This is a genomic window from Rhizobium sp. Leaf384 (genome assembly GCF_001424065.1).
Lineage (GTDB): Bacteria > Pseudomonadota > Alphaproteobacteria > Rhizobiales > Rhizobiaceae > Ferranicluibacter.
In genome coordinates this window covers 1,189,327-1,212,445 of record NZ_LMQE01000001.1, presented here as the reverse complement: position 1 = coordinate 1,212,445, position 23,119 = coordinate 1,189,327, and the positions used below count along the sequence as shown (strand labels likewise).

The 23,119-nt window shown below is 62.1% G+C and carries 26 protein-coding genes; 20 read left to right on the top strand and 6 right to left on the bottom strand.

Annotated elements, in window-relative coordinates; genetic code table 11:
- Nucleotides 1–5 precede the first annotated feature (5 nt).
- From ASG25_RS05565 to ASG25_RS05550, 4 genes are all read left to right on the top strand, one after another.
- Nucleotides 6–395 carry a hypothetical protein gene (locus ASG25_RS05565; protein ID WP_062470347.1) on the top strand — a complete coding sequence of 130 codons (390 nt, stop codon included), beginning with the start codon at nt 6–8 and terminating at the stop codon, nt 393–395.
- Nucleotides 396–684: 289 nt separating this feature from the next.
- A complete protein-coding gene (fliF, locus tag ASG25_RS05560; protein ID WP_062470344.1) occupies nt 685–2,367 on the top strand; it encodes a flagellar basal-body MS-ring/collar protein FliF in 1,683 nt (560 codons plus the stop codon).
- An 820-nt stretch (nt 2,368–3,187) separates the two neighbouring features.
- Nucleotides 3,188–4,021 carry a helix-turn-helix transcriptional regulator gene (locus tag ASG25_RS05555; protein WP_244475156.1) on the top strand — a complete coding sequence of 278 codons (834 nt, stop codon included), beginning with the start codon at nt 3,188–3,190 and terminating at the stop codon, nt 4,019–4,021.
- A gap of 8 nt (nt 4,022–4,029) precedes the next feature.
- On the top strand, nt 4,030–4,773 hold the full coding sequence (locus ASG25_RS05550; protein ID WP_062470340.1) for a helix-turn-helix transcriptional regulator: 744 nt from the start codon (nt 4,030–4,032) through the stop codon (nt 4,771–4,773).
- Between the two features lie 9 nt (nt 4,774–4,782).
- On the opposite strand, the gene ASG25_RS05545 is transcribed toward ASG25_RS05550, so the two are convergent.
- From ASG25_RS05545 to motA, 6 genes are all read right to left on the bottom strand, one after another.
- A complete protein-coding gene (locus ASG25_RS05545) occupies nt 4,783–5,223 on the bottom strand; it encodes a hypothetical protein (RefSeq protein ID WP_062470338.1) in 441 nt (146 codons plus the stop codon).
- A gap of 5 nt (nt 5,224–5,228) precedes the next feature.
- Nucleotides 5,229–6,311, bottom strand: a complete 1,083-nt coding sequence (flhB, locus tag ASG25_RS05540) for a flagellar biosynthesis protein FlhB (protein WP_062470335.1) — start codon at nt 6,309–6,311, stop codon at nt 5,229–5,231.
- Between the two features lie 221 nt (nt 6,312–6,532).
- Nucleotides 6,533–7,564, bottom strand: a complete 1,032-nt coding sequence (gene fliG / locus ASG25_RS05535) for a flagellar motor switch protein FliG (RefSeq protein WP_062470332.1) — start codon at nt 7,562–7,564, stop codon at nt 6,533–6,535.
- A 160-nt stretch (nt 7,565–7,724) separates the two neighbouring features.
- On the bottom strand, nt 7,725–8,306 hold the full coding sequence (gene fliN, locus ASG25_RS05530; protein WP_062470329.1) for a flagellar motor switch protein FliN: 582 nt from the start codon (nt 8,304–8,306) through the stop codon (nt 7,725–7,727).
- 60 nt (nt 8,307–8,366) lie between these two features.
- Entirely contained in the window at nt 8,367–9,305 is a 939-nt protein-coding gene (locus ASG25_RS05525; RefSeq protein ID WP_062470326.1) for a FliM/FliN family flagellar motor switch protein, read from the bottom strand.
- Nucleotides 9,306–9,308: 3 nt separating this feature from the next.
- On the bottom strand, nt 9,309–10,187 hold the full coding sequence (gene motA / locus ASG25_RS05520) for a flagellar motor stator protein MotA (protein WP_062470323.1): 879 nt from the start codon (nt 10,185–10,187) through the stop codon (nt 9,309–9,311).
- A 201-nt stretch (nt 10,188–10,388) separates the two neighbouring features.
- On the opposite strand from motA, the gene ASG25_RS05515 reads away from it, so the two are divergent.
- The 16 genes from ASG25_RS05515 (at nt 10,389) to ASG25_RS05440 (ending at nt 22,858) form a co-directional block, all read left to right on the top strand.
- Nucleotides 10,389–11,168, top strand: a complete 780-nt coding sequence (locus tag ASG25_RS05515) for a DUF1217 domain-containing protein (protein ID WP_062470319.1) — start codon at nt 10,389–10,391, stop codon at nt 11,166–11,168.
- A 2-nt stretch (nt 11,169–11,170) separates the two neighbouring features.
- A complete protein-coding gene (gene flgF / locus ASG25_RS05510) occupies nt 11,171–11,896 on the top strand; it encodes a flagellar basal-body rod protein FlgF (RefSeq protein WP_062470317.1) in 726 nt (241 codons plus the stop codon).
- Nucleotides 11,897–11,901: 5 nt separating this feature from the next.
- Nucleotides 11,902–13,284 (top strand): flagellar protein export ATPase FliI, encoded by a 1,383-nt coding sequence (gene fliI, locus ASG25_RS05505; protein ID WP_062472251.1) that lies wholly within the window; start codon nt 11,902–11,904, stop codon nt 13,282–13,284.
- A gap of 18 nt (nt 13,285–13,302) precedes the next feature.
- Nucleotides 13,303–13,860 carry a hypothetical protein gene (locus ASG25_RS05500; RefSeq protein ID WP_062470314.1) on the top strand — a complete coding sequence of 186 codons (558 nt, stop codon included), beginning with the start codon at nt 13,303–13,305 and terminating at the stop codon, nt 13,858–13,860.
- Between the two features lie 290 nt (nt 13,861–14,150).
- Nucleotides 14,151–14,531, top strand: a complete 381-nt coding sequence (flgB, locus tag ASG25_RS05495; protein WP_062472248.1) for a flagellar basal body rod protein FlgB — start codon at nt 14,151–14,153, stop codon at nt 14,529–14,531.
- 5 nt (nt 14,532–14,536) lie between these two features.
- On the top strand, nt 14,537–14,956 hold the full coding sequence (gene flgC, locus ASG25_RS05490) for a flagellar basal body rod protein FlgC (RefSeq protein WP_062472245.1): 420 nt from the start codon (nt 14,537–14,539) through the stop codon (nt 14,954–14,956).
- Nucleotides 14,956–15,294, top strand: a complete 339-nt coding sequence (locus ASG25_RS05485) for a flagellar hook-basal body complex protein FliE (protein ID WP_062470312.1) — start codon at nt 14,956–14,958, stop codon at nt 15,292–15,294. The genes flgC and ASG25_RS05485 overlap by 1 nt, the downstream gene beginning before the upstream one ends.
- 25 nt (nt 15,295–15,319) lie before the next feature.
- Nucleotides 15,320–16,108, top strand: a complete 789-nt coding sequence (flgG, locus tag ASG25_RS05480; RefSeq protein WP_062470309.1) for a flagellar basal-body rod protein FlgG — start codon at nt 15,320–15,322, stop codon at nt 16,106–16,108.
- A gap of 152 nt (nt 16,109–16,260) precedes the next feature.
- Nucleotides 16,261–16,716, top strand: a complete 456-nt coding sequence (flgA, locus tag ASG25_RS05475; RefSeq protein ID WP_244475183.1) for a flagellar basal body P-ring formation chaperone FlgA — start codon at nt 16,261–16,263, stop codon at nt 16,714–16,716.
- Entirely contained in the window at nt 16,713–17,852 is a 1,140-nt protein-coding gene (locus tag ASG25_RS05470) for a flagellar basal body P-ring protein FlgI (RefSeq protein WP_062470304.1), read from the top strand. Before flgA ends, ASG25_RS05470 begins: the two co-directional genes overlap by 4 nt.
- Before the next feature lie 11 nt (nt 17,853–17,863).
- Complete coding sequence (locus ASG25_RS05465; protein ID WP_244479319.1) at nt 17,864–18,385, top strand: MotE family protein; 522 nt, start codon at nt 17,864–17,866, stop codon at nt 18,383–18,385.
- Nucleotides 18,382–19,089, top strand: a complete 708-nt coding sequence (gene flgH / locus ASG25_RS05460; RefSeq protein WP_062470296.1) for a flagellar basal body L-ring protein FlgH — start codon at nt 18,382–18,384, stop codon at nt 19,087–19,089. Before ASG25_RS05465 ends, flgH begins: the two co-directional genes overlap by 4 nt.
- A gap of 66 nt (nt 19,090–19,155) precedes the next feature.
- Complete coding sequence (locus tag ASG25_RS05455) at nt 19,156–19,731, top strand: flagellar basal body-associated FliL family protein (RefSeq protein ID WP_062470292.1); 576 nt, start codon at nt 19,156–19,158, stop codon at nt 19,729–19,731.
- A complete protein-coding gene (gene fliP / locus ASG25_RS05450) occupies nt 19,728–20,465 on the top strand; it encodes a flagellar type III secretion system pore protein FliP (RefSeq protein WP_062470289.1) in 738 nt (245 codons plus the stop codon). The genes ASG25_RS05455 and fliP overlap by 4 nt, the downstream gene beginning before the upstream one ends.
- A 312-nt stretch (nt 20,466–20,777) precedes the next feature.
- Nucleotides 20,778–21,689, top strand: coding sequence for a flagellin (locus ASG25_RS05445; protein WP_062470283.1), 912 nt, complete (start codon nt 20,778–20,780; stop codon nt 21,687–21,689).
- A gap of 257 nt (nt 21,690–21,946) precedes the next feature.
- Nucleotides 21,947–22,858, top strand: coding sequence for a flagellin (locus ASG25_RS05440; RefSeq protein ID WP_062470278.1), 912 nt, complete (start codon nt 21,947–21,949; stop codon nt 22,856–22,858).
- Nucleotides 22,859–23,119 lie beyond the last annotated feature (261 nt).

Below are 23,119 nucleotides of genomic sequence, written 5' to 3'. Positions count from 1 at the left end.
ATCATATGCAGAGCGAGCGAAAAGAGATCCCCGGGGATATGGACGAGGCCCTTCCCGACGTCATGATGCGTGTCGTTTCGGAACTCCACGACGTCGCCTACCTCATCGAGCGGATCGAGCCGATGCTGGGCGAGATGGCCGGCGACCCGCAGGCCAATGCTGGGCATCGCATCCAGGTTCTGCAGGGCATCGATCTGGCCGTCCAGAAGACGCGTGGGCTTGCCGAGTTCATCGACACGATCACGGCGGCGCTGCCGGAATCCTGGCTGGTCGACATCTCCACGGCGCTGAACCTCGTGAAGCTGGCCGACATGCAGAAGTCGCTTGCCAACGGCCTGCGCCACGGTCATTCGCAGCCTCTGACGGAGGCCGCCGGCGACTTCGAGGCGTTCTAGCCCGATCCGGACCCTGCCAGAAACAACCTTGAAAAGCGCACCTCCGGTTCGGCCGCGGGTGCGCTTTCTGCGTTTTGCGACAGGGTGCGAGGCCGGACCCGACAGGCAAGCGACAAGTTCGCGCAAGCTTCGCGTCCTATTCTCCAAACGGGTCAGATGGATCTGTGCCTGCACGTGCGAAGGTTTTCGCCGGATGCGGCCCCGATCGGACCCTGATGTTGGGACTGCGCAATGAAGCTTCGTCCATGCAATCTCGCATGGTGAAGTGCGCTACTGGGTGCGAAACAGAATGAATCTGTTAGATCAACTTTCGTCGGTCACGAAAAATTTGACGAGCCTGGGGCAGGGCAAGCTCATCGCCATGGCGGCGGCGGCTCTGGTCACCATCGGGCTCGTTCTGGCAGCCGGGTTCTATGTCAACAAGCCCGCCTACGAGACGCTCTATGTCAATCTGGAGTCGGGCGACCTCAATCAGGTCACGATGGCCTTGGCCGAAGGCGGCATCGCCTTCGAGGTCGGCACCGACGGCAAGAGTGTCCAGGTGCCGGTCGGCAACACGGGCAAGGCACGCCTGTTCCTGGCCGAGCGCGGCCTGCCCAACAGCGCAAACGCCGGCTATGAACTCTTCGACAATGTTGGCTCGCTCGGCCTGACCTCCTTCATGCAGGAAGTCACCCGCGTCCGCGCTCTCGAAGGCGAAATTGCCCGCACCATCCAGCAGATCTCCGGCATCACCTCCGCCCGCGTCCATATCGTCATGGCCGACCGCGGAAGCTTCCGCAAGACGGAGCAGAAGCCGACCGCGTCCGTCATGATCCGGGCCAATTCGACCATCGGTCGCAGTGCGGCAGCCTCGATCCGCCATCTCGTCGGCTCGTCGGTTCCCGGCCTCTCCATCGACGACGTGACCATTCTCGACAGCGCCGGCCAGCTTCTGGCCTCGGGCGACGATCCCCAGAACGGGGCGATGAGCCAGTCGCTCTCCATCGTCCAGTCCGTTCAGGGCGAGATCGAAAAGAACATCGACAAGGCCCTTTCGCCCTTCCTCGGCGTCGACAACTTCCGCTCCAGCGTGACCGCGCAGCTCAATACCGACACGCAGCAGGTCCAGGAAACCACCTATGATCCGGAATCGCGCGTCGAACGCTCGACGCGGATCACGAAGGAACAGCAGAAGTCCAGTCAGCAACAGGCCGACAACGCCACCACGGTTCAGCAGAACGTGCCGCAGGCCGCCCCCAAGAGCGGTGGCGCAGGTCCGCAGTCGAACGACCAGGCCGAAAAGAAGGAAGAGCAGACCAACTACGAGATCAACTCGAAGACCATCGCGACCACCAAGAACAGCTACAAGGTTGAAAAGCTCTCCGTCGCCGTCGTCGTCAATCGCGGCCGCGTCGCTGCCATGATCGGCGAGGGTGCCGACCAGGCCAAGATCGATACCTACCTGGCCGAGATGCAGAAGATCGTCGCCTCCGCCGTCGGCATCGACGCCGCCCGGGGAGACGTGGTGACGCTCACCGCCATGGATTTCGTCAACAACGAACTGCTCGACACGCCGGTCGAAGGCCCCGGCATTCTGGAAACGTTGACGCGCAATCTCGGCGGCATCATCAACGCTCTTGCCTTCATCACGGTCGCCATCCTCGTGGTCTGGATGGGCCTCCGTCCGCTGGCCCGCTCCATGGGCTTCGGCGGCCCGGGCACTCTGACGGAAACCGAGGCTGTTGGCCTCGAACTCCCGGACTTCTCGCCGGCACCGGCAGGCGCCGCAGGCGGAGCCCTCATGGAAGGCTTCGGGTCCGATTTCGGCTTCGACAGCACGGACGATCTGCTAAGCCTCGGCGAAGACGGCGGCGATTTCAACCGCCGCGTCAAGGAAGGTCCCGAGCGGCGCCTGGCCCGCATGGTCGAGATCAACGAGGAACGCGCGGCCAAGATTCTGCGCAAATGGGTCGCAGAAAAAGCCGCCTGACCCTGAAAGACCCCGATGCAAAAAAAATCCGCCTTCCGGGCGGATTTTTTTGTTCAGGCCTCGCGGCGTGGTGTTCAAGAAATGACGGCCGCCGCAGGGCAATTCCGGAGGCTCGGACAGGTCATGGATCGCGCCGATCGGAGTCTTTGTGTCAATTGCAACAGTCCGCTCCGTATCCGCGGAGTCGACGCGGCGCGCGGGCGATTCCTCTATTTAACCATTTGGTCACTTTTTTATGTGGAAAGGTCGCTTTGCTTGCTTGCAGAAGCGGCTCGACTCCGGGTGCCCGAAAAATGATTGTGTCATCTTAAGAAAATATCTTTATAAAACTGGTATAGTTCTTCTCTTATTCGTCAATCTGCTTCCCGCTCCGCTCTATTGTGCTCAAAAGGTTTTTGATGCAATTGCGCAACATGGACTTCGCAAATACAAATCCGATTCGACACATGACTCGAATGAACAGCGGTTTTCGCCGACTTGCGCGGCAAAAAAACGCGATTTGTCGCGATTCTCGGGGCCGAGCGCTGCATGTGCGTTAGAAAAATCCCTGCTTTTCCAAGCACCTGATAAAAGCGTTCCTGTTTGTTCACGGTCGATGACGAATCTGTAATGCACTGCTTGCGAATCACTTCAGGTTATTAACAAAAAGTAAATCCCGATAAGCCAGCAGTAGTTTTTTGAGTTCGGGCCTGTATAGTTTTGATAGTGATTCGCATGGTGATGTGTGCTCGTCGGGGAAAGCGGATCCCCGGCCGCGTTTGCTGCCTTCGGCAGTGCGCGTGCACAGGTCGCATGACGGATCCGTCACGGGGAAAATGTCATGGAAGCTCTTCATACGGAGATTGCGGGTCGACCTCTACCGGTCGCCTCGATGCGCACAGCGATGCCCGCTCCGGGCCAGGCGGTGCACGCAGCCCAATCGGCGCACGCGGGCCAGTCGGCGCATGCGGGCCAGCCGGTGCACACGGGTACGGCCAGTCATCCCGCTGCAAAGCGCCAGCTGCTGGAGAAGCTCGGCGATTACGCTGCGCGGGGCCAGCTCAACAAGGCGTTGGCAGCACTGACGGACTATGTGGGCGCCAGCCACTATCTCCTGGCGCGCTACGACCTGTCGCAGGACAGCGGCCTCGATTTCGTCATGGTTTCGGACTGGCCCTTCGACGTGGTCAGACGGCTGGGCCAGGTCATGCAGGGCCTCCACGCAAAGACCAACGAGCAGGAGAAGTGCCTCTCGCTGCTGCATCCGGTCTTCATGCATCTTCCCGAGGAGGTCGTTCTCAGCCGCGGTATCAGCCGCGAGTATTGCGCGATCACCTTTTCCATCGGCCGGCTGCGGCTGTCTTTGATGCTGCTGTTCCCGCAGGACCTCATCCTGTCGCGCGAGGGCCTGCGCGACATCGGCCTGCTGACGGGCTATTTCGCCAGCCTGGCGCAGGACGTCTCGCTGCGCTCCGAGCGCGGCTTCGACCTGACCGAGCGCGAGCTCGAGTGCCTTTCCTGGATCGCGGAAGGCAAGACCAGCGAGGAGATCGCCCTCATTCTCGGCATCTCGCGCAATACCATCAACAACTACATCACCAGTGTCATGCGTAAGACGGCGACCAAGACGCGCTCGGAAGCGATTGCCTGCGCGGTTCGAAACAACCTGGTATAGGAACGCGGATGGTCATCTATATTCCGGGAGGGCGAAGCGGCGACGAAAGCCGCAATGGCCGCCAGACACGGGCCTCGCGCACGGCCACGCTCGTTGCCCGCCTGCAGGTGATGCAGAAGGACATCGAGGCGCGCAACTTCGCCGTCTTCCGGATGAACGGAAACGGTCTTCCTGCCTCCCGCAAGCTGACCTGTGTCCTGGACAACTGGGGAACCGCAGCGGAGGAGATGACGCAGGACGTCGTCTCGACCTATGGCGACGAGATGAAGCAGCATCTCGACACCTCGCTTCTGCCGCTCCTCTGGAACGGTGCGGACAACCGCCAGACCGCAGAGACCATCGATTTCGATCGCTTCGTCCTCCGGATGAAGCCGCGAACGCTCTCCTATGCCGGGATTGCATTTCCGGTCCGCCTCGGTGCGCAGGGAAACGGCTATGTCGCCTTCATGGCGCCGTCGCTCGATCTGACGAGCGAGATCATCCTCGATCTGCATGGCCGGAGCTGTCACCTGATGACGGATCTCTTCGCGGCCGACGAGCGCCGCCTGCAGCCGGCCGAAGCGCTCAGCGAGCGCGAGATCGGTTGCCTGCAGATGGCGGGCGATGGTTACATCAGCGAAGAGATTGCCGAGAAGATGGGCCTCTCGGTGCATACCGTGAACGCCTACCTGGGAGCGGCCACCGCCAAGCTCGACTCGGTCAACCGCATCCAGGCGATCGCCAAGGCGATCCGCCTTGGCTATATCAGCTGACGTGTTTCGTCAGCTGGCGAGCGCCGTCGGGTAGGTTTTCATGAATTTGGCCGCGTTCAGGCTGCGGGCGAGAAAGGCCGTGTTCTCGTCCGGATCGACCGACGGCTTGTTGAACGCGATATGGTTGATTTCGATGGCGGCGGAGTCGTCCCGGAGTGCCAGCTGCGCGTAGACGGTGACGCCGTCCGGCTTCAGCTCGAGATCGAGCACGATCTCGGGATTGCGATTCCAGTCGAGCATGTAGTTGCCGCCGATGCCGAAATTGACCGTCCCTGGAACGAAATAGAGCTCGGCCGCCGACGCCACCAGGTCGGACAGGCTGCCATGCGACTCATAGCGCAGAAGCGCAATGAAGTCGGCAGCATCGATGAGACGGAGTTCGGTTGCCACTGGACGGATGGCATCCGCAACGATCTTTTCGCGCTGTTCGGAATATTCGCATTTTTTCATCGCAATCAGTTCATCCGTGTCGGGTTCGATTTCGTTGCGTAGACCCGGTGGATGAGTTCGGCGACCGCCTTGTAAAACACCGGTGGAATGACACTATCCACCGAGACTTGCGCAAACATTGAGCGTGCGAGCGGCGGATCCTCGAACACCGGAATGTTGTTTTCCTCCGCAAGGGCGCGAATGCGCAGCGCGACGAGGTCCTGCCCCTTGGCCACCACAACAGGGGCGTCGCCCTCTTCCCGCACATAGCGCAGCGCCACGGCAAAGTGGGTCGGGTTCGCAATGACCAGGGTCGCGCGCGGAACGGAGGAAATCATCCGGCGCCGCGCACGGTCGCGGGCGATGGAGCGCAGACGCGCCTTGACGATGGGGTCGCCCTGCGTCTGCTTCATTTCCTCCTTCACCTCCTGCTTCGTCATGCGCAGCTCCGAGTACCAATGGTGCCGCGTCCAGAAGAAGTCGGCGATCGCGATGATGGCCGTGGAGAACAGGACGACATTCATGATCTTGTTGAAGTCGCGCCCCATGATCTCGAAGATCGTGAACGGGTCGGAGAACATGGCGTCGAGCGTCGCGTAGAAATCCCGCGACAGCGTCAGCGCCACGATGCCGGAGATGACGGCGATCTTGAAGAACGACTTGGCGAACTCGACAAGGCCCGGGACGCTGTAGATCCGCGACACGCCGGCCATCGGCGAAATGCGGTTGAGCTTCGGCGCAATCCGGTCGAGCACGGGACTCGGGAGGTTCTGAAGGATCGACGAACCCACGCCGAACGCGATCATCAACACGAAGATCGGGACGACGAGGGCGCCCGAGGCCCACAGGAGCTTGGAGATGAGGGCCGACGCATCGCTGGACGTCGCCAGCCGCCAGGCGTCCGGCTGCTCGAACACGTCCTTGAGCGCTTCCGCCAGACTGCGGAATCCGTCCGGCAGGAAGAAGACCACGTAGATATAGATGGCAAGCGTGGAGGCGAACATCGTGACCTCGCGAGAGAAGGGCACGTTTCCCTTTTCCAAGGCGTCGCTGATCTTTTTCTCGGACGGCGATTCGGTTTTGCTGTCTTTATCCTGATCGTCCGACATGGAAACGGCCCTTCACGACGTCGCGCTTCATGGGCCGGATCATCCCGTGCCGAGGGGCGCTGCTGGGCTGTTGTGGGCCGACGGGCCGCATCTGGCAAGCCTCCACCGGGACGCAACCCACACCCCGGCGTCTGGAGGGTCAGTCCTGATCGACGCGAAAAGCCCGCCCGCACTCCTGGGGTGCGGACGGGCTGACGATGTGTCGCCGAAAGGCGAATGTCTCAGGCGGCGACCGATTCCTTCGGCTTCAGCTCGATCTGGCCGCTGGCCGACAGCCGGATGGCTTCCTGCGTCACGGAGCGGCGGGCGACCGCGATGTCGCGGGGATTGATGCCGGCGTCGCCGGATCCCAGATCCGACTCGATCATGCGGCGCTGGCGGGCGCCGATCGAAGCGAGAACGCATTCGCGCAGTTCCATGCTCGACCCCCGCAGCGCCATCGTGATGATGTCGCCGGATATGTCGTTGAAGAGCGCGACGCGGCTTCTCTGCGGCATGAGCAGGATGTCGTCGAACAGGAAGATTTTCGGCCGGACTTTCTTGACCGATTCGGTGCTGATGGATTCGAGCGAGGCGAGCAGCGTATCGACGTCGTTCTTTTCCATCTCGTTCATGACTTCGGCAACCTTGACCGAACCGGCGGAATTGCGATCCGCATCCATCTCGCGCAGGAGTTCCACCACCCGCGTCTCGATGATCGCGGCAGCCTTCGGCGCCACGTTCTTCATGTTGACGGTGCGGTTGATGATGTCGGCGCGGCCGCTTTCCGGCAGCTGCAGAAGAACCTTGGCGCCAAAGGTCGATGGCATCATGGACAGGATGTAGGCGATGGTCTGGGGGTGTTCGCGCGACAGGTGCTGCGAGACGAAGGTGGGATCGGCATCCTGCAGCCTGTCCCAGATGCTGGTCTCGTAGGACTGGAACGCCGTGCGCCGACCGAGCAGGCCGTCGACCTCGTCGGGCGTGAGGCCCTCTTCGAGGATGGCCTCGATGGCCTTGGCATTGTCCATCAGGCCTGCACCTTCGGTAAACAGGTCTTCGAACTCGTTGACGAGAATTTCCAGCTCGTGCGGCGGGATGGATCGCAGCGTCTGCGCAGAGGCGATGATGCCCTGGAGCTCGCTCTGCGTGAAGAACTTCAACAGCTTCCCGGCAATCGGCTTGCCCATGCTGAGGAGCACGGCGGCGGCCTTGTCCATCTGGGTCAGGGGGCGCGTGAGCGCCGATGCTTCGAAATCATCGTAATCCATCATGGATCCTTCCTAGACGGCGTCGCGCTCGGCCACGACGTCGAAACAGTCTTACTCTGCCGGCATGGTCCTCTCGGGCCGTGATGGTCCGAAGATAGCCGCTGCACTTTCAGGATCTGAAAGCCGGCCGTCATGGCCGCCTTTCACCAGTTTCCCAAGGCCCTCAGGCCTTCTTGGCGCTGTTCACCTCGATCAGGCGGACGCCGAACCGGGTGTCGTCTTCTTCTAGGACCGTAATCTCGCCGCGGCCGATCACCCGGCCGTTGACCATGATTTCCACCGGCTCGCCGATCTTGCGGTCGAGCGCGATTGTCGCGCCTTCCGTCAGACCCATGAGGCCGGAGACCTGCATGCGGCTCGAGCCGAGCACGATCTGAACATCGATCGGAATATCCATGATCAGGTCGAGATTGCCATGCATGGTCGCACCGGCGGTGGCCGACGGCGTCGCAAAGCTGTCCTCGAAAGCATCGCCGCCACCAAAACCCGTATCGGCAAAGGCCGCAGGTTCGGAGAAGGTGCCGGCAAAAGGATTCTCGTCTTCGGAGACGGCGCCGAAGTCGCTCATGAAGTCGGGCTCGGCCGCCGGGGCCGCGCCGAAGTCCATGTCGAAGCCGGTTTCCGGAAGTCCGCCCTCGGCATCCGTTTTCAGAACGCCGCGCAGGTCATCGATCGCCTGGTCGAGCTCTGCATCGCCCGCTCCCGCGCTCATGTCTTCTGTAATGGGTGCTTTTCTGGGTGCCATGTCGAGAGTATTCCAGTTGAAACTTGCCCCAAGCCTGTCGCGGGCAGGGGGAGCGGCGGATTAGCGCGTGAGATGCTGAAGCAGCTCGTCTTCGGACCCGTAGGTGTCCTTGACCCGCACGGTATAGCGTGCGCCGGAGCGCCCGAATTCGCAGACATAGAGGTCCCGGCCATTCGCCTTCACGTCGACCCGCACGTCCTTGGGGTCGTGGAAGGGAATGACGTCGCCGGGCTTCAGCTGGGTGATCGCGGCAAGCGTCAGGTCTTCGAGCCGGATATGGGCCTGCAGTTCGACCATCGAGCGGCGGACCTGCTGCTCGACCTGTTCCGCCCAGGCCGACTTCTGGCGCCGCGGCTGGCCGATGCCCTTGGGAAACACGATCGTCGTCTTCAGGAGCGTCTGCTGCGGCACGAGGATCGAGAAGGTGGACAGCACGGGTCCGACGCCCAGCGAGATGTTGACGCAGGCCGCGTAGACATCCTCCGCCTCCTTGTCGGCTGCGGGGCGCGCTTCGGCATTGTAGGCCTTGCCGACGTTCGGCTCGAAGCCGCCGGTCGCGTTGACCGCAGATTTCAGGACGCCCGCCACCTTTTCGAACACGATGGCCGCGACGTCCAGCTCGATGCCCGAGAGATTGCGCGGCTGCGGCTCCTCGATCGATTCGGCCGGGGATCCGAGCAGCATTTCCATCATGGCGATGATCGCCGGGCTGTCGCAGCTGATCGTGAAATCGCTGCACCAGTTGCGCAGGAGACAATCCGACAGGGCGACGCCGTCGCCAAGCTTTCGGATCAGGTCGCTCTTCAGGCCCGTGTCGAAGCCGGCATAGCCGATCGTCAGGTCGAGGCCCGTTTCGCTTTGCAGCAGGTCCGGCAGGAACTCGCTGAACACCTGGCCGAGATCGGCGCAGATCTTGCCGATCGTCTTGTCGTCGCCGAGCGCGCCCGTCATGCGCGCCAGCAATCTGCGATCGAAGGAGTAGATGTTGTCGCTGGTCATGGATCAGGCCGCCTTGCTTTCGCCGCCGCCGCCCGGGTTCATCATTTCCTGCTCCACGGCGTCGATCGACGGCCGCTCGTAGGACGAGATCGTCTTGCGGCCGTATTCGAGCGCCACCTGCGGCACGGAGCCGTTCATGTAGGCGAGCAGCGTCTGCTTGACGATGATGTAGAGGCGGTTCTGTTTCTCGCGCACATGCTTCACGTTGGCGATCAGCGGGCTGACGATGCAGTAGGACAGGAAGATGCCGAGCATGGTGCCGACGAGCGCGGCCGCGATCTTGCCGCCGAGAACTTCCGGGCTTTCGGTAATCGCGCCCATGGCCTTGATAACCCCGAGAACGGCGGCGACGATCCCGATGGCGGGGAAGGCGTCGCCCATCGTTGCCAGCGAGTTGTACGAGTGCATCTTGTCGTGGGTGATCGTGTTGATTTCCTCGTCCATCAGCGCTTCGATCTCATGGCTGCGGGCATTGCCGATGATGATGAGGCGGACATAGTCGCAGATGAAGGCCGTCAGGTCCTTGTTCTTCAGAACGGTCGGGGCCTGCTGGAAGATCGCGGACTCGTCGGGATTGTCGATATGGCTCTCGATCTCGTTGCGCGACTTGGTGCGCAGGTCCCGCATCAGGCTGTAGAGAACGCCGAGCGTATCGAGATATTCCCGCTGCTTGGGCACCTTGTGCTTGAAAGCCTCGACAAGCGCCTTTCCGGCATCCTTCACGGTCTTCATGGAATTGCCCATGATGAAGCCGCCGATACCCGCGCCGCCGATGATGACGAGCTCGAAGGGCTGGTTCAGGACGGCCATGTGCCCGCCCATCGCAATGAAGCCGCCGAGAATACAGCCCATTGTCATGACGAGCCCGATGATGATGTTCATGTCTCTACCTGCCGCAGTGATGGATTTGTGGTCTCCATCCCTAGGGTTCGTTGCTTGCGTGAGGCTGGCTGCAACCCCGGCGAAAGCGGTGCCGGCCGGTGCAAGTCGCCCCAACAGGTTCGCGCAAGGCGTAAGGTTCAGCTTGTGTAGCGAACAGGAGCCCGGCCCTCAGCCTCGGGGCTTCGCCATCGAGGACACGCCTTGACCACCACCTTCACCAGCTACCGGCAGATCAGCGCCGACCTTACGACGTCGCTGAAGCGCGTCACGGAAAAGCCCGACGTGGCGCGGGAAACCGAGTATTATCTGGCCCACATCGGCAATGTGAAGACCATCGACGATCTCTTCGCCGACACCCGTCTCTACGACTATGCCATGAAGGCCCACGGCCTCGAGGACATGGGCTACGCCAAGGCCTTCATGCGCAAGGTTCTGACCGAAGGCGTCGCCAGCGACGATGCCTTCGCCAACAAGCTGTCCGACAGCCGCTACATCGATCTCGTCAAGTCGCTGAACTTCGCCGCGGACGGCCCTGCCGCCACCGCCTCCGACAAGGCCCGCAAGGGCGTGACGGACAAATACGCGCGCCAGACGCTGGAACAGGACGCAGGCGAGGACAATGCTGGCGTTCGCCTGGCCCTCTATTTCGAACGCATGGCGCCCGGCGTCACCAATGCCTACGGCCTTCTGGCCGACGAAGCCCTGGCGCAGGTCGTCCGCACGATCATGCAGGTCCCCGAGGCTTTCGCTGCGGCCGACATCGACAAGCAGGCCGACGCCGTATCCAAGGCGATCGACCTCAAGGATCTCAAGGATCCGCAGAAGATGTCCAAGCTGATGGAGCGCTTCACGGCGCTCTGGGAGCTGGACAATGCCACGAGCTCCTACGACCCCCTCGCGCTCTTCGGCAAGCAGAGCGGCTTCGGGATATCGTCCGACCTGCTCCTGTCCATCAACACCCTGAAGCTCGGAGGTCGATGAGCATGCAGACCGGTCTGTACGTCGGCGTTTCCTCGCAGATCGCGCTCGAAAAGCGCATGAACACGCTGGCCGACAACGTCGCCAACTCTACGACCGTCGGCTTCCGCGCAACGGAAGTGAAGTTCAACACGGTGCTCGGCGATACCAAGCCGAACAAGGTGGCCTTCGTCGGCGAGGGTGCGGAGTTCCTGAACACCAAGACGGGTGGTCTGTCGCATACGGGCAATTCGCTTGATGTCGCCGTCAAGGGCGATGCCTGGTTGTCCATCGAGACGCCCGCCGGTCCGGCCCTGACGCGGGATGGCCGCTTTTCGCTGACGGAAACCGGAGACCTCGTCACTTTGCGGGGCTATCCGGTGCTGGATGCGGGCGGGGCACCCATTCAGCTGAACGCCAATGCCGGAGAGCTGGTCATCGGCAAGGACGGCGCCATTCGCCAGAACGGGACGCAGGTGGCCGCGCTCGGTCTCTATGAAGCCAATTTTGCCAGAGGTTTCAACCGTTACGACAATTCCGCCATTCTTCCGAATGCGGCGCCGGATCCGATCGTCGACCGCATGGACGTCGGTGTGATGCAGGGCTATGTCGAGGAATCCAACGTCAATCCCGTTCAGGAAATGTCGCAGCTGATCACCGTCTCGCGCGCTTTCGAGAGCATCGCTTCGTTGCTGCGCGACAGCGAGACCTCTTTGGATGAGGCGATCAAGACGCTCGGTGGCAGCAAGTGACGGTCATCAACGATCAGCCGCTGGACGTCCGGCAGGCCTCGACGGCGCTGTCGGCGCTGGCCGGTCTCGTCGATCGCTATTCCCGGCCCGAACATGCCGTCGCGCCCGGCGGTCACGTCCAGACCATCTCGCCCGGACACTACACGGTCAGCGGTCTGTCCCGGCATGTTCGTCTCGGCGAGTTCGTCGCCCACAAGAGCGCGACCGGCGTCCATCTCGGCGAGGTCGTCAAGGTGGAGCCGGACACCGTCGTCGTCTGCCCGATCGAGCCGGGCGAGCCGATCGGCATCCATGACACGGTTATCCGCAAGGGCGCCTTCCGCGTCGCTCCCACCGCCAGCTGGTGCGGTCGCACCATCAATTCGCTTGGAGAGCCGATCGACGGACGCGGCCCGATGATGCAGGGCGATGTCCGCCGCGCGATTTCCACCTCCGCCCCGCCCTCTATGACGCGACAGCGCGTCGAACGCGGTTTCCGCACCGGCGTCCGCGCCGTCGATATCTTCTCGCCGCTCTGCCTTGGCCAGCGTCTGGGCGTCTTCGCCGGTTCCGGCGTGGGCAAGTCGACGCTCCTGTCGATGCTGGCGCGCGCGGATGCCTTCGACCGGGTGGTGATCGCGCTCGTGGGCGAACGCGGTCGCGAAGTGCGTGAATTCATCGAGGACACGCTCGGCGACAATCTGAAGAAGTCGGTCGCCGTTGTGGCCACCAGCGACGAGAGCCCCATGCTGCGCAAGATGGCGCCGCTGACGGCCATCACGATTGCCGAGCATTTCCGCGATCAGGGCGACAACGTCCTGCTGATCATCGACAGCGTGACGCGATTTGCCCATGCCATCCGCGAAGTTGCCACGGCGTCCGGCGAGCCGCCGATCGCACGCGGCTATCCGGCGTCGGTCTTCACGGAACTGCCGCGCCTGTTGGAACGCGCGGGCCCGGGCCCCGAGGGAACCGGCACGATCACGGCAATCATCTCGATCCTGGTCGATGGCGACAACCATAACGATCCCATCGCGGACTCGACGCGTGGCATTCTCGACGGCCACATCGTCATGGACCGCAGCCTTGCCGAAGAAGGGCGTTATCCGCCGATCAATCCGCTGTCCTCCGTGTCGCGCCTTGCGCGAAAGGCCTGGACGCCGGATCAGGAAATGCTGGTCTCGCGCCTGAAGTCGCTGATCCATCGGTTCGAGGAAACCCGCGACCTCCGCCTGATCGGCGGTTACCGTCCGGGCTCCGATCCGGATCTCGACATGGCCATCAAGCAGGTGCCGGTCATCTACGACATCTTGAAGCAGACACCGGGGGAACGCCCTGCGTTCGACGCCTTTACCGACCTCGCCAATGCGCTGAAGGCCGGAGCGGGTGCGCAGCAGGCGCGGCGGTAAGGACGGGGAGGGGCCGCTATGAACGACATGGACGCAGACGAAATCGTCAAGCAGAAAAAGCAGCGCGATCGCATGCCCGTCATCGACAAGGCGCTGGCCGGCACGGGCATCGCCCTTGCGGGGTTGGCCATGTTCTTCCCGTGGTATGCCTTCCTGCATCAGGAGAAGTTCGCGCTTCCTGCCCTCTGGAACGGTGCAACGCGCGACCTGCCGCAGAAGATCGGAACGCCCGGCATGGCCTCGGCCCCGGAGGCCGCGCCGTCCGAGCCGGCACGGTCGCTGGCGGCTGAAACCCAGGCGGCCGTCGACCAGCTGGTCACGGCGACGGTTCCTGCCCAGCCATCGAGATCGGGCGAGCCCGACGAGCCGATGCTCGATCAACCCTTTCCCGGGTCGAGCACCTTCAAGCTCGTCCACGTGGCCGGCGGTCGTGCCCTGATCGAGGATGTCAGCGGCATGTATGTCGTCCGGGTCGGTTCTCCCCTCCCGGACAACAGCCGCCTCGCCACGCTCGAAGAGCGCGACGGCACCTGGGTGATGATCACGTCCCGAGGAGACGTCTTCAAGGCGGACTGACACGGTCCGCCATTCCTTTCTTTCCGCATGCATGATGCTTGCGCGGGCCTGCCATCTCCAGCGATGGCTGTGGCACCCTTCGCGTTCTCACGACGCCGGTGCGCACACCCCGGAAGCAGGCCCCGAGCCTAGCCCCGAGGTCTCCCCCCCGACCCCCGCCATGACGGCCTGCCCCAGTTTGGTCGAAGGCCGTTTTCGCGCGTTCCACGTGCCGAAAGCCCCTGAAACCGCGCCAGTCCCACGCAAGATTACGCGCCTAGTGTCTCCATCAACAAGCATGGAGTCGCATGATGCAACCTATTCAGCTGTTCGAACTGGCATCGAGGCAAGCACAGTGGCTCGCCGTCCGCCAGAATGTCGTCGCAGGCAACATCGCCAACGCCAATACGCCGCACTACGCATCGAAGGATATCAAGCCGTTCGATAGCGTCATGAAGGAAACCGGTTTCCAGCTGGCGGCCACCAATCCCGCGCATTTCAACAGCGGTCCCCTGAGCGATCAGGTCACCGAGACGTCGCTGATCGCCGATGGCGAGGTCCAGCAGTCCGGTAACAGCGTCGAGATCGAGAAGGAGCTCATGAAGTCCGGCGAGGTGAAGCGGGACTACGAGCTCAACACCGGTCTGGTGAAGTCCTTCCATCGCATGATGCTGATGGTCGTCAGGAAATAATGGTCATGGATCCTCTCGTCTCCGCACTCAAAGTCGCAGCCTCCGGTCTCGAAGCCGAGTCCACGCGCCTGCGCATCGTGTCCGAAAACATCGCCAACGCTCGCTCGACCGGCGATACGGCCGGCGCCGACCCCTATCGCCGCAAGACGGTGAGCTTTGCCGCCGAAGTGGATCGCGTCAGCGGTGCCTCGAGCGTCGAAGTCCAGAAGCTGGGCGTCGACCAGTCCGATTTCAGCGTCGAGTTCGACCCGGGCAATCCGGCCGCCGATGCCAAGGGCATGGTCAAGCTGCCCAATGTCAACGTGCTGATCGAAATGGCCGACATGCGCGAAGCCAACCGTTCCTACGAGGCGAACCTGCAGACAACCAAGCAGGCCCGCGATCTCATTTCCCAGACAATCGACCTCCTGAGGGCATCGCAATAATGATCGACGCAATCAAGACCATCGGTGCAGCACTCTCCACCGCGACCGAAAGCACGACCAGCGCGACGGGCTCCGCGGCCTCCATCGCTTCTCAGGCTCTGGGCGGCGCAGCGCCGGCCGGACAGAGCTTCTCGGACGTCTTCAGCGGCATGGCCTCGGAGATGACCAATTCGCTCCGCTCCGCCGAAACCGCCTCCATCCAGGGCATCAGCGGCAAGGCCAACACCCGCGAAGTCATCGATGCCGTCATGAGCGCCGAACAGTCGCTCCAGACCGCGATCGCCATCCGCGACAAGATCGTCACGGCCTATCTCGAAATTGCCCGTACTCCGATCTGACGCGCGGATCTAAAGGACCAGTACCATGAAGGCTCTCTCCATTGCCGCTACCGGCATGAATGCCCAGCAGTTGAACCTCGAAGTGATCGCGAACAACATCGCGAACATCAACACGACGGGTTACAAGCGGGCCCGCGCCGAGTTTTCCGACCTTCTCTATCAGACGGAGCGTGCGGCCGGCGTGCCCAACCGGGCAAACCAGGCGGTCGTTCCGGAGGGCGCCAATGTCGGCCTCGGCGTCCAGACCTCCGCCGTGCGCAACCTGCACATCCAGGGCAGCCTCGTCTCCACGGGCAACGACCTCGATATGGCGCTGATCGGCCGGGGATGGTTCCAGGTGGAAACGCCGGACGGCCAGACGGCCTATACCCGGGCGGGCGCCTTCAACACCAACGATACGGGCCAGCTCGTCACCATCGACGGCTACACGGTCGTGCCTGGCATCACCATTCCGCAGGGTGCGTCGGAAGTCACGGTCAGCACCTCCGGCCAGGTCATGGCGCGCATCAATGGCAGCTCCATTCCTCAGGCGATCGGGCAGCTGACGATTGCCAACTTCATCAACGAGGCTGGCCTCGCACCGCAGGGCGACAACCTGTTCAAGGAAACGCCGGCATCGGGCGCGCCTGTCGTCGGATCTCCCGCGGATCCGGGCTATGCGCAGATCAAGCAGAAGTATCTCGAGGCGTCGAACGTCGATCCGGTCAAGGAAATCACCGACCTGATCTCGGCGCAGCGCGCCTACGAGATGAACTCCAAGATCATCCAGGCCGCCGACGAGATGGCCTCCACTGTCAGCAAGAACCTGAGATAAGCGGCCAGAGCCCGGAAGACACGGAAGGAGCGGCAGACATGATGTTTCGCCCGAAGGACAGGTTGAAGACGGTGAGGTCGGCGGCGCGCTTCGTGCCGCCCGCGCTTCGCCGCCTGCTGGCCACGATGCTGTGCGCTGCCGCCCTTTCGACGATGACGACCACCGGCGCCAACGGCCAGGCCGGCAGCCTGACCGGTGCCCAGGACGGCGCGCAGCCCGCGTCGAAAACCGCCGTCATTCCCACGGAAACCATCTACCCTGGCCAGACCATCGACGAGGCGCACCTGCAGGTGGTTGCCGTGACCAATCCGGACCTTGCCGGCGACTACGCCTCCGGGCTCGATCAGGTCGTGGGCAAGATCACCAACCGCACGCTTCTCGCCGGTCGCGTCATCTTCGTCGCCGGACTGCGCGAACCCTATGCCGTGGAACGCGGCAAAGCCGTGCGGATCGTCTATTCGAACGGGTCGCTGACGATCTCGGCCGGCGGCTCTCCGCTCGACAACGCCGCTGTCGGCGACCTCATCCGCATTCGCAACACCGATTCCGGCATGATCGTGTCGGGCACCGTCATGGCAGACGGAACAGTTCACGTGGTGGCAAAATGACCGTTTCCTTCGCACGGCGCCTGATTGCAGTGGTTGCGGCGGTTGCTCTCAGCCTGCCGCTCAACCTGACCCTCGGCGTCGATACCGCTTCCGCGGCCGCCCGCATCAAGGACGTGGCCTCGCTGCAGTCGGGTCGCGACAACCAGCTGATCGGCTACGGTCTCGTTGTCGGCCTGCAGGGCACAGGCGACAGCCTGCGATCCTCACCCTTTACCGAGCAGTCGCTGCGCGCCATGCTGCAAAACCTCGGCATCTCCACCCAGGGAGGCGAGTCGCGCTCGAAGAACATCGCGGCGGTGCTCGTCACCGCCAACCTTCCCCCGTTCGCGAGCCCCGGCAGCCGCATCGACGTGACCGTCGGCTCCCTCGGCGACAGCACGTCGCTGCGCGGCGGCACGCTGGTCATGACGTCGCTCTCGGGTGCCGACGGGCAGATCTATGCCGTGGCCCAGGGCTCTGTCGTCGTCACCGGCTTCAGCGCCGAGGGCGACGCAGCCACCTTGCAGCAGGGCATCACCACGGCCGGCCGCGTGCCGAACGGCGCGATCATCGAGCGTGAATTGCCGGCAAAGTTCAAGGATGCGATCAATCTCGTCCTGCAGCTTCGCAATCCCGACTTCTCCACCGCGGTCGGCATGGCCGCGGCGATCAACCGCTATGGGCGCGAGCAGTTCGGCGGTCAGATCGCGGAAGCGCGCGACAGCCAGTCCGTCATCATCGACAAGCCGAAGATGGCCGATCTCGCGCGCCTGATGGCGGATATCGAAAACCTCGTCATCGAAACCGACGTGCCGGCGCGCGTCGTCGTCAACGAGCGCACCGGCACGATCGTCATCGGGCAGGACGTTCAGATCTCGCCGGTCGCGGTCAGCTTCGGCACGTTGACGGTGCAGGTCACTGAATCACCGACGGTCGTCCAGCCCGAACCCTTCTCGCGGGGCCAGACGGCCGTGGAGCCGAACACGCGGATCGACGCGAAGGAAGCCGGCGGCAAGGTCGCCATCCTCAACGGGTCCAATCTGCGGACCCTCGTCTCGGGCCTCAATTCGATCGGCGTAAAGCCGGACGGCATCATTTCCATTCTCCAGGGCATCAAATCGGCCGGTGCCCTCCAGGCGGAGCTCGTTCTGCAATGACCGCGACACACATGCCTTCCACACGCCTGCGCCAGCTGCTGGTGTCAGCCGCAGCATGCCTCGTCCTGACGATTCCGGGCGCCTTTGCCCAGGAGGTCGCATCGCCCGCCGGTGCCGGCACCCCCCAGGGTGGCGAGATCCAGCAGTTCTGCACGAACATCGCCGATGCCGCGCGCGACCAGCGCTATCTTCTGCAGAAGCAGCAGATCGAGCAGCTGCAGGCCGGCGTCGACGAACGCATCGCCCTTCTCGAAAAGCGGCGTGCGGAATACGAGGACTGGCGCAAGCGGCGCGACGAGTTCCTGAAGCAGGCCGAGCTCAACCTCGTCGACATCTACAAGACGATGAAGCCGGACGCCGCGGCGAGCAAGCTGTCGCTGGTGCGCCCGGAAATCGCCGCCGCCGTTATCATGAAGCTGCCGCCCCGTCAGTCCAGCCTCATCCTCAGCGAGATGAGCGACGAGAAAGCGGCCGTCATGACCAACATCATTTCCAGCGCCGCCGATCCGAACACATCGAAGGAACCGTCATGAAAATCCGCCTTTCGGCCGCCCTGGCCGCAAGTCTTCTGACCGGTTGCCAGTCGTCCCTGCACGATGTCGGCCGCGCGCCCGCGATGAGCCCGATCGGCAGCGGTCTGCAATACACGCAGACGCCGCAGCTCGCGATGTATCCCAAGGAGCCGCATCAGGTGGCCAGCGGATATTCTCTGTGGAGCGACCAGCAGTCGGCGCTCTTCAAGGACGCCCGCGCCATGAAGATCGGCGACATCATTACCGTCGACATCCGGATCGACGACAAGGCAAGCTTTGACAACAAGACCGATCGCAAGCGCACGAACGACAGCGGCTACAATATCGGCGCGAGCGGCAACTCGCAGACGAGCGACTTCGCCTGGAAGGGCAACCTCGATTATGGCTCGAACACGTCGACGAAGGGGGAGGGAACCACGGAGCGCTCCGAAAAGCTCGTCCTTCTCGTCGCTGCCGTGGTCACAGGGGTCCTGGAGAACGGAAACCTGCTGATCAGCGGTTCGCAGGAGGTGCGCGTCAACCACGAGCTCCGCATCCTGAATGTCGCCGGTATCGTCCGGCCGCAGGACGTCGATGCGAAGAACATGATCTCCTACGACAAGATCGCAGAGGCCCGCATCTCCTATGGCGGCCGTGGGCGCCTGACCGAAGTGCAGCAGCCGCCCTGGGGTCAGCAGGTCATGGATATCATATCGCCGCTCTGACGCCGCTGCAGCCGGCAACCGGCAGCATCGAACAGAACGGACTTCCGAAGGCAGGAGCGAGGCGAGATGGACGGCATCGAAGACGGCGCACAGCCGAAAAAGAAAAAAGGCATGGTGATGACCATCGCGGCGATCGCCATCGTCTCGGTGGTCGGCGCCGGCGGGGGCTGGTTTCTCGGCGGCATGCTGGCGCCGGAGCCGTTGAGCTCGGACGAGGCACGCGTGCTGGAAGAGGCCAAGGCGACCATCAAGGCACGCGAAGCCGCGGAGGCCGCCCACGAGGCAGCGCCGGCGGGCGGCGAGCATGGCGATGCCAAGAAGGACGACAAGGACGGTTTGCCCAAGGCCTCTACGGAAGCCAACGGCGTCCTGCAGCTCGATCCGATCACCACCAACCTGTCCTATCCTACGGAAAACTGGATCCGGCTGGAGCTGGCGCTTCTCTTCCAGGGGAAACCCGACGTCGCGATGGCCGAGCAGATCCATGATGATGTCGCCGCATACCTGCGCACCGTCTCGCTGCAGCAGATCGAAGGGCCTCGCGGCTTCCAGTATCTCAGGGACGATATCCAGGAACGGGTTGACCTTCGCTCCGAAGGGCGCGTAACGAATGTGATCTTCAGAACATTCGTGGTCCAATGATTCGTCTGGTCGCATTCATAGCCGCCATGGTCGCCATGACGGGGATCGCAGGGGCGCAGGGGTTTCCCTCCCAGATCTTCAACCAGCCGATCGACGGCTCGGCCGCCTCGTGGATCATCCGCACCTTTGGGCTCCTGACGATCCTGTCGGTCGCGCCCGGCATTCTGATCATGGTCACGAGCTTTCCGCGCTTCGTCATCGCCTTCGCGATCCTGCGCACCGGCATGGGCCTGGCGACCACGCCGTCCAACATGATCATGGTGAGCCTGGCCCTGTTCATGACCTTCTACGTCATGGCGCCCACCTTCGACCGGGCGTGGCGAGAGGGCGTGGATCCGCTGATCCAGAACCAGATCACGGAGACCGAGGCCCTCACGCGCATCAGCGAACCCTTCCGGGAGTTCATGCTGGCCAATACGCGTGACCGGGATCTCCAGCTCTTCGTCGAGATCGCCCAGGAGAAGAACCAGACCGTCGTCGTGGATGGTCGCGTCGATCTGCGAGCCGTCATCCCGGCCTTCATGATTTCCGAGATCCGGCGCGGCTTCGAGATCGGCTTCCTGATCATGCTGCCCTTCCTCGTCATCGACCTGATCGTAGCGACCATCACGATGGCGATGGGCATGATGATGCTGCCGCCGACCTCGATTTCCCTGCCGTTCAAGATTCTTTTCTTCGTGCTGATCGACGGCTGGAACCTCCTCGTCGGCAGTTTGGTGCGCTCGTTCAACTGACGTTCGCGGCGTGGTTAACCAAGTACTGTTCGGCACGGTATATTTAGTTTTAATTGATTTTCTAGGTCATTGTTTTTAAACGTATATTCTGCGCAGAGACGGGAGTCTGCCGTGGTTGGCTGCGGTTTGCGCTCAAGGTCGATTTAAGCAAATCGCAAGCTTTGAATGCGATATTCAGCCTACATGACGGGTTTGGTTCTCCTGAGGAATTTACAGGTACCGAGTGGCATGATGCCGAACCGTTATCACCGGTAAGTTAGTCCGGTATGTCCCTAAGTTTTTTGTTTTGTGTACCTTAGAGGGACAGTCTAAATGTCAAGCATCAACACCAACGTTTCCGCAATGGCGGCACTCTCCACGCTGCGCACGATCAGCAACGACATGGAGACGACCCAGTCGCGCATCTCCTCCGGCCTCAAGGTCGGCTCGGCTTCCGACAACGCTGCATACTGGTCGATCTCCACGACCATGAAGTCGGACAACAAGGCACTGGCAACGGTCCAGGACGCCCTCGGCCTCGGCGCCGCAAAGACAGACGTCGCCTACACGGCGATGGACGCCTCCATCAAGGTTGTCGATGAAATCAAGTCCAAGCTGGTTGCCGCCAGCGAGCCGGGCGTGGACAAGGCCAAGGTTCAGAAGGACATTTCGGAACTCCAGAACCAGCTGAAGTCGATCGCAAAATCTGCTTCGTTCTCCGGTGAAAACTGGGTTCAGGGCGCAGCGGGCGGTGCGGTCAAGAACGTGGTTGGCGGTTTCAACCGTGACTCCAGCAATGCCGTCAGCCTGACGACACTCGATTTCGATACGAACAAGAGCCTTCTGATCGCCGTCGACAACACGGGTGCAGTTGTAACCGGCGGAAAGCTCACGACCGACCTCACCGGCACGAACATGACCGGCAAGACGGTTCTGAACCTTGACATCTCGACGATGAGCAATACCGATCTCGCCACCGCCATCTCCGGCGTCGACACGGTCCTTCAGGGAATGACGGACGCCGGTGCCGACCTCGGTGCCCTCAACAAGCGTATCGGCCTCCAGACCGATTTCGTCAGCGACCTCAGCGCTTCCTTCACCAAGGGCATCGGCCGTCTCGTCGACGCCGACATGAACGAAGAGTCGACCCGCCTCAAGGCTCTGCAGACGCAGCAGCAGCTCGGCATCCAGTCGCTCTCGATCGCCAACTCGGACTCGCAGAACATCCTGTCGCTCTTCCGTTAAGACGCGAAGGGCTCCGGCCCGCACGAACGACACCTACGAAAGGCCGCGTCTCGCAAGAGACGCGGCCTTTTTTCGTTCGTTCCAAAATGTTTGACGGCCTTAGCTGTTCTTTAACTCTGATGGTGTTTTCTATGGTTATCGAGACAGCGGGTTAACCAAGAGAATTAACACGTTAGCAGGCATGAAGCTGGCCGCTGTCTCCCGGTAAGGGCCGGAATGTCCCTTCCATTTTTCCTGTTCAAGAGGGGCAGATTACGATGACGAGCATTCTGACGAATTCTTCCGCAATGGCGGCACTCTCCACGTTGCGCCAGATCGGTGCCGACATGGAAACCACCCAGGGCCGCGTGTCCTCGGGCCTCAAGGTCGGCGTCGCCGCAGATAATGCCGCCTACTGGTCGATCGCAACGACCATGAAGTCGGACAACAAGGCGCTCGGCACGGTCCAGGACGCCCTCGGCCTCGGCGCTGCCAAGACCGACGTCGCCTACACCGCTATGGACTCCTCGATCAAGGTCGTTGACGAAATCAAGGCAAAGCTGGTTGCCGCCAGCGAGCCGGGTGTCGACAAGGGCAAGGTTCAGAAGGAAATCGACGAACTCCAGAACCAGTTGGTCTCGATTGCCAAGTCGGCTTCTTTCTCGGGCGAAAACTGGGTTCAGGGTACGGTTGGTGCCCCGAAGAACATCGTCGGCGGCTTCAACCGCGATTCCTCGAACGCCGTCAGCCTGACGACGCTGGATTTCGATACGACGAAGAGCATGCTGATCGAAGTTGACGTAAGCGGCAATCCCGCAACAGGCGGTACCGCTGGAAAGCTGACCACGGATCTGGCTGGCCTGACCAACATGAGCGTTCTGACCCTGGATATCTCCGCCATGACGCCCGCACTGCTTTCCGCCGCTATTTCGGGCGTCGATGGCGTTCTGCAGACCATGACCGACGCCGGTGCCGACCTCGGTGCCCTCAACAAGCGCATCGACATGCAGGCTGACTTTGTCAAGGATCTCAGCTCGTCCTTCGAAAAGGGCATCGGCCGCCTGGTGGATGCCGACATGAACGAGGAATCGACCCGCCTCAAGGCTCTGCAGACGCAGCAGCAGCTGGGCGTCCAGTCGCTCTCGATCGCCAACTCCAACTCCGAAAACATCCTGTCGCTCTTCCGTTAAGAGCGTCTGGAACAAGCGGCAGGACACACGCTGCCGCCACGGAAAAGGCCGTCTCGCAAGAGGCGGTCTTTTTTTGTTCGGCATTGCCAATTAAATCATTGATAAGACTGATTTATATTTGTTCATAAAGATTGACGGGCAAGTGCGGCTTTTAAATCTTTGTTAACCATAACACGATTAAATCATCCTTAAGACGAAGCGCTGCCGATCGGGTAAATCGGGCAGGTGCATGACGCTCCTTCGTCGTCGGTGGCCAACGGC